The organism is Corynebacterium sp., assembly GCF_030532965.1.
Lineage (GTDB): Bacteria > Actinomycetota > Actinomycetes > Mycobacteriales > Mycobacteriaceae > Corynebacterium.
In genome coordinates this window covers 1-6,814 of the sequence record NZ_JAUNKC010000055.1, presented here as the reverse complement: position 1 = coordinate 6,814, position 6,814 = coordinate 1, and the positions used below count along the sequence as shown (strand labels likewise).

The window sequence follows — 6,814 nt, the reverse complement described above, 5'->3', positions numbered from 1 at the left end:
GGGGACTGCAAAACGAATCGTCTCCCATGTACTTTATTGTGGAATCCCAGAATCTAGCATTTACCGGTTCTTTAGTGATATTCAAAATAGCTCCGAAGAATTCACATTCGCACAAGTTCTACGGAAACTCGATGAACGAGAGAAACGACGTAAAACTGAATTTTCGTTCGCGGTTCCAGTCACTGTGGTTCCTGAGTTCTTGTTCGAAAGCCGCGAACATGAAAATTGGTTGAAAGCGCAGGATTTAAAGAAATGGAAACATCAATATGCGCCGAATGCGAAAAAAGTTCGTTACCAAGGTGGATTCCTTATTTCTGTAAAAGCGAGGGACGTAGATGAGGCTGCCGAAGAAGTAAGAAGGCAGTTGGCCCAACTTGCTTTCAAGTTTTGGGTGGGGTCAGAAAACCGTTTCGCTATTGCCGAATTGATGTGGTCAAAAGAGAAAGGAAGTGCTTTTACAACTGGTTCTGTCAGAGGATCAGAACCATTAAAACTCCGAGCTTTTAGAAGATCAGGAACCCTCCACGAATTGAGCCTTAGCCCCAGAATAAGGAATATTCTGGCAATCATTGAACCGCTTAAAAAGAAGGACGATCATGTTGCGATCGTAAACGGTTGGACTGCAATAGAAGCACTTTTAGTCGATGCCGATTCTCCAGATTTCGTGGGAGCTGAAAGAATCGCTTTCGTTATTGCAGCTAGCTACTTTCGTTCCGAGTTCGTTTGGCTAGCTAAAAACTATGTAGAAAAATACGCTGCCAACAGTGATGCGGTGCGTCGAATTAGAAACGCTGAGACAAGCTTTGACCGAGCCTGCCGCATGGCGGATGTGGTTCGAGAGCAACATGATTTTGGGAAACTCAGTCCGGTAGACCAGCTGGCTGTATCCAAGATGCAAAAGGCTCTGCGCAAACCGCGTGAGGAATTTGATCGAACTCATAAAATCATTGCGAGAGAATTCCAACGTCTTTACCGAAAACGTAATCTCATTATTCACAGTGGCAGAGCTGTTGAATACGGTATTGAATCTACCGTAAAAAATGTAATACCGATGTTAATTAATGGCATTGATCAACTTCTCATCGCCGAATTACAAAATGGGATAGATCCAAAAGGACTTGTCGCACATATTGAATACAGGTCGAATATGCTTCCTCAAGATGGGCAGGAAAATCCCTATGCTCTCCTAGAACTATTAGAAAATATCTCTTGATACATCACTAGCCAAAAATTTACCTTTCCCGAAACATTGAAGGTTAAAGCTGCACCTATTTCTGGTTCAGTTTCCGTTAAACCTGATTGTGTTGATGCACGATAGTGTGAAAATAGAGAAGCCGTAACTATCTTGGAAACACGAAAAACTCCCAACCATTACTGGTTGGGAGTCTATTTGTGGAGCATAGGAGAATCGAACTCCTGACCTTCTGCTTGCAAAGCAGATGCTCTACCAATTGAGCTAATGCCCCGTTGTTCCGTGGTGGGCCTAGCAAGAATCGAACTTGCGACCTCATCGTTATCAGCGATGCGCTCTAACCGACTGAGCTATAGGCCCAAAAAATTGGAACGAAATAGAACTTTATCCTAAGCGATTACACTTAGCAAAACGCCAGTTCAGCGGCAATAAAACTCCGTTACATGCACGGCGTTGGGGAGGCTTATCTGCCGGCTCCCCAAAGCCGTTTTTAACGTTGATCGCGGCTAAGTAAATGACACAATGCACCGTCGGCCGCACGCAGTTGTGTTGGGGTTCCTTGTTCGACAATTCGGCCTTGATCCATGACTGCTACCCAATCGGCGGAATCAATATCATCGAGCGCATGGGAAATCTCAATGACGGTCACGTCCGGATAGGCGGCTAATAGTCGGGTTCGCACTTGGGCCACGAGTTCCGGGTTGAGGTGGGCGGTAAATTCATCGAGAACCAATACTCTTCCGCCCCGCAACAGGGCTTGGGCCAGCGACAATCGTTGGCGCTGGCCGCCGGATAATGCCATTCCGCCTTCACCAACGTTATCGCTAAGTGTCACCTCATCCGCAAGGCAGGCGACGGTGAGGGCGTCGAAAAGCTGCTCATCGCTGGCATCAGGCCGGGCTAATCGAAGATTCTCCGCAACTGTTGCATGTCCGACCCGAATATCCTGGGTGACCACGGCGACCGCTGAGCGTAATGATTCCAGCGACATGTCCCGAATGTCCACCCCATCAAGTTCGATTTTTCCGGCACCCACATCCCAATACCGCAGCAATAGCTTGGCAAGCGTCGATTTACCAGAACCGGTGGAACCCACGATATTAACCCAATGGCCAGGCGAAACACTAAGGCTAATGTTCTCCACCACCGGGTGTGCAGCGGATTCGTAGCTAAAGCTCACATCCCGCCACGCCACGGATAACCCGGGCCCATGCGGCGCAATTTCGTGTTCGCCTTCTGGTAATTGCAGGCCCGCATGGGACAGTGTCCATACCCGGCGCGCGGCCGCCAGGGATTGCGAGAGATGATTGCTAAGATCGGTGACTTCATTAATCATGTCCCAGCAGCGCAGCACCGCGAACATACAGGCCACCGTCACTGCCAGATTATCGGTCCCAGGCAGCAGCATGAATACAACTGACATGCGTGCGGCCGCCACCAGACCATTGCGTGCCCCCACTACCGCGCCCCGGCGGCCAACTTTGGTTACTAATGGTCGTTCGAGTTCATCGAGTTGATTCATGCGGCGGTCACTGGCGCCGTAACCAGTAACTTCGGCAACCCCACCGACCGAATCGGTGACGTGTTGAGCGATGGTGCCGCGGATTCCGGTGACCTCAACCGCATACCGATAAGCGTGGGTATCAATGGTGATAAGAAAGACCACAAGCAGGATAATCGCCGCAATGAGCCCTTGCCACGGCGCAAGAATACTGATGGCGATGATGACGGCGGTGGGCACCACGATCGCGGAAATAACCGGGGCGGTGGTGTGGGCGAAGAATACTTCGATCTGGCCGATGTCGCGGGTTAGTCGGCTGAGCATGTCGCCGCTTCCTATGGCTTTGTTTCCGGTGCGGGACATGATTGCTGGTGCCTGCGGATAAATGTCTTTGAAAACCCGGATGCGGATCAATTCGAGTGCTTTAAATGCCACTAAATGCCCAAAGTAGTGTTCGAGATAGCGCAGGAACGCCTTGGCCAGCGCAGCGGCTACCATGACGATTACTACCGTGGTGATTGTGAGGTTCCCGGCGATTATTGCGTAGACCGGCACGACGTAGAGCACGATTCCCAGCACTTGATTGAGAATGCGGCACAGTGTGGACACTGCCAGCGGTCCAAGTACAGGACGGGTAATGCCCAGAAGCCAGGCCACCAACTGGGCAACGGTTGGGTTGTGGTTCATGCGCGTTCCTTAATTTCTCCGTTGTCGACTTCTACTACCCGATCCATCCCAGCTAATGCCCCTAATCGGTGCGTAACCATGATGAGGGTGTAATCCCGTCCTAGGTCATCAATGGCATTGAGTATTTTGCGTTCCGACACCAAATCGACATGCGAGGTGGGTTCGTCGAGAAGCACGATTTTTCTGCCGGAGATGATTGCCCGCGCCAGGGAAAGCCGTTGCACCTGACCGCCCGATAACCCCAGGCCTTGTTCGCCTAGCACCGTGTCTATCCCGTCGGGTAACCTGCGGATTTCATCCGCAACGAGGGCGCGCTCCAGTGCCTGCCACATATCCGTCTCGGTGGCATCCGGGCGGGCGATACGCAGGTTGTCCGCGATGGTACCGCTAAATAACCAGGTTGTTTGCATAACGCTTGCCGACGCCGCAGCCAATGCGGTTCCAGAAGCTCCCGCCACCTCAACCGTTCCCTCGGTTGGCTGCAACGCCCCTTTGATAAGGGACAACAAGGTGGATTTTCCTTGCCCGGACCGACCAACGATCGCTACTCGTTCCCCTGGGTAAATGTTCAGGTTGGCGCCGCGTAGGACTGGTTGCTCGTAACCGAAGTCGACGTTGTCGACTATTACCACGGGTTCGGAGCCATCGGCGTTTTTCACATCCACTTTCCGGCTAGGCCTAACCTCGTCATTTGTGGTGGTAGTGCGCTTCCGTAGAAATGCGAAAATGCCGCGTTGCGCACCTAATCCACTCATTCCGACGTAAAAAAACGCGCCAACTTGATCCATGGGTTCTAATAGCAAGATGCTTAAACCTACAAGCGCAATCGCCTGACCGGTCGTAATGGTGCCATTCGCCGCGTTCCACATCGCCAATCCGGCTGTCATGGTAACCAGCGCAAGACTAAATGCGGAATCCATGACAAATAAAATCAATTGATTACCGCGCAGCAGTTTCATCACCGCAACTCGGTTTTTCTCCCCGGTTTCTGCCAATTGGTCTGCGACTCGACCTGCCGCACCTAAAAGTTGCAATGTGCTCAGCGATTGCAGTGCGTTCATATACGCCGCAGCCAGGGCTTTCCGCGCATCCTGGGAGCCACTGGATACTTTTGACACGACTTTTCTAAACGCACCGATGAGCAGCGGAACAATGGGAAGCATAGCAAGTAACACCAACGCTATTTTTACTGAGATTGCCACAGCCACCGTCGCTATGACTAGTAATGGTGCGCTCAGCGAGGAAATGACTTGGGCTACGAATTTCACCCGCAGTGCCATCATTTTCTCACTGGATTCAGTAGCCAGTGACACCACCGCCCCGGTGCGGGTAGTGGCCATGTGCGCCGGACCCGCCCCAAACACTGCATCAACAATGCGATGGCGGATACGGCATTCTTCACTAATCTGGCCGCGGGCCTCAATGATGGTACGTAGCAGCACCGCGAGAAATACCAGCACTGGCCCGGCAATTATCAGTGTCACCGGGTAGTCGCCGGGATAGGCGTCGATTATTTTTCCCGCGCCGATGAATGTTAGACACATTCCGCCAACCGCACACCAGGTAAGAACAACATTGAGGACGATCGTCACCACAGCTAAATTACTCAGCCGATACGGAACTGCAGGCCGTGCCGCAGATGACGATGCAGCTTTGCGTTGCCTAAGTTTCATAAAGATATAGTAACTAGCTGGCTATCCCCTCCCCCAATTTCTTGAAAACCACACCTGGGATTAAATAAATCGGTCAGCCTGAAGTTTCCCAGGTCTTTATGCCCTATCACAAACCCAGTACGGTTTAATTCGGACCAAAGCCAGGCAATTCAACCTGAAGAAAATCGCTTGACTAAAATATAGTATGCGCGCATACTATATGCATGGTTGTTATCAGTCATTACACAGAAACCACCTCTCATAAATCGGCGATAATTTTTGAGCAATGGGCTAATCCTGACTCCTGGCCGCGGTGGGATACAGAAGTCAAAGAAGTGTTATTTACCGGAGAAGCAACGCTACATGCGCGAGGAAAAATAAAACCAGCTACGGGACCGTCCTCTACTTTCCAGATTACGGCCTTTGAACCTAACGCAGTGTTGACGACAGCGTCGAAACTTCCTGGTGCGAGACTGTTATTTGAGCATGTGGTTCGCTCTGTCGTTGACGGATCCGAAGTGAGTGTGAGGGTTAGTGTTGAGGGCCCACTGGCATTCGTGTGGGCCCGGATTTTGAAACGAAACCTCGCCCAATCAGCGCGCTCGAGCGTGACCGGGCTGATTACTTACCTTGATATACAATGAATCCACTTCTTAACACTGCATATCCTGATCCTGGCTCGAGTACTGGGTTCATGCTGTGGCAAGTAACGAACTCTTGGCAACGCGCCATGCGTGAAGCCCTCACCCCTTTTAATCTCACGCACGTACAGTTCGTTCTTCTTGCTGTACTGACTTCTCTTGACAATTCACAGCCCATCACTCAGAAAGACCTTGCTACTCAGGCTGGAACCGATACGATGATGACGTCCCAAGTCATCAGAACACTAGAAGCCAAGGGTCTCATCACCCGACGTGGTCACCCTACTGATCAACGCGCTAAAACCCTCGCCCCCACCCAAGCAGGTATCAGACTAGTCAACCGAGCCATAGTCGCAGTCGAAAAAGCCGACCACACTTATTTCTCTCCCCTAAACAACACCATCGAAGACTTTACCCAATCTCTGAGCACCCTAGCTGAAACCCACACCAATACCCAGCACCAGTAGCTGCCTTGCCGTGCCTCAACCAAACATGCCTCTAACTGAATTGACCTGGGTTTTTGTTCCTAGGTGTGCCTTGTGTTTCTATTATTTCTTGTTGGTGGTTGGTGTTCTACTATTCTGTTTCGACTTCGACTGGTGTGCGGTAGCCTAGGTTTTCATGGGGTTTGGTCTCATTCCGCCAAGTGACCCATTGAAACGTGGCGATTTCAACTTCTACAGCAACAGCCCATCTTATGAGGATTGATGAGTTCATTTTTTAAGGAGCCGTTGACATTTTCCGCGAGGGCATTGTCATAAGAATCCTTTTGCTGTGCCGGTTGATGCGGTAATCCCCGATTCTCTCAGCCGCTGATTGTAAACAACACTGACGTACTGTGTGCCATGGCCTGTATGGTGAATCAGCCCAGTAGTTTCCTTCGCTAAAGCAATAGCCTGGTTAAGAGCCTGCAACGGCAAAGCCTCACGTACGCAGTGAATCTGATAAAGCCCAGCCGATGATCTTGCGGGAGAACACATCGGTGACGAAAGCGGCGTACACAAACCCTTTCCTGGTCCGTACATAGGTAATGTCAGCAACCCATAACCGGTTAGGGCAACTGGCTGTGAGGTTACGGTTAACCACGTCTGGTCGGGTGTCTGTTTGCGTGCCTTTACGGGTGGTGATCGGGGTTTTACCT

5 protein-coding genes and 2 tRNA genes are annotated in these 6,814 nt (G+C 51.0%); 2 read left to right on the top strand and 5 right to left on the bottom strand.

What is annotated here, in order from left to right:
* Nucleotides 1–1,213 (top strand): hypothetical protein (locus Q4D85_RS14390; protein WP_303201482.1); only part of this gene is annotated, 1,213 nt, incomplete at its 5' end.
* A gap of 180 nt (nucleotides 1,214–1,393) precedes the next feature.
* Here the strand turns inward: Q4D85_RS14390 and Q4D85_RS14385 are convergent.
* The 4 genes from Q4D85_RS14385 to Q4D85_RS14370 all read right to left on the bottom strand — a co-directional run bounded on the left by Q4D85_RS14385 (nucleotide 1,394) and on the right by Q4D85_RS14370 (nucleotide 5,053).
* Nucleotides 1,394–1,466, bottom strand: a tRNA-Ala gene (locus Q4D85_RS14385).
* 9 nt (nucleotides 1,467–1,475) lie between these two features.
* A tRNA-Ile gene (locus Q4D85_RS14380) sits at nucleotides 1,476–1,552 on the bottom strand.
* Between the two features lie 130 nt (nucleotides 1,553–1,682).
* Nucleotides 1,683–3,380, bottom strand: a complete 1,698-nt coding sequence (locus Q4D85_RS14375; RefSeq protein WP_303201480.1) for an ABC transporter ATP-binding protein — start codon at nucleotides 3,378–3,380, stop codon at nucleotides 1,683–1,685.
* Complete coding sequence (locus Q4D85_RS14370) at nucleotides 3,377–5,053, bottom strand: ABC transporter ATP-binding protein/permease (protein WP_303201479.1); 1,677 nt, start codon at nucleotides 5,051–5,053, stop codon at nucleotides 3,377–3,379. The genes Q4D85_RS14375 and Q4D85_RS14370 overlap by 4 nt, the downstream gene beginning before the upstream one ends.
* A gap of 619 nt (nucleotides 5,054–5,672) precedes the next feature.
* Here Q4D85_RS14370 and Q4D85_RS14365 point away from each other — a divergent pair.
* Complete coding sequence (locus Q4D85_RS14365) at nucleotides 5,673–6,140, top strand: MarR family winged helix-turn-helix transcriptional regulator (RefSeq protein ID WP_303201478.1); 468 nt, start codon at nucleotides 5,673–5,675, stop codon at nucleotides 6,138–6,140.
* A 457-nt stretch (nucleotides 6,141–6,597) separates the two neighbouring features.
* Here Q4D85_RS14365 and Q4D85_RS14360 read toward each other — a convergent pair.
* A partial coding sequence (locus Q4D85_RS14360) for a DDE-type integrase/transposase/recombinase (protein WP_303201477.1) occupies nucleotides 6,598–6,814 on the bottom strand: 217 nt, incomplete at its 5' end.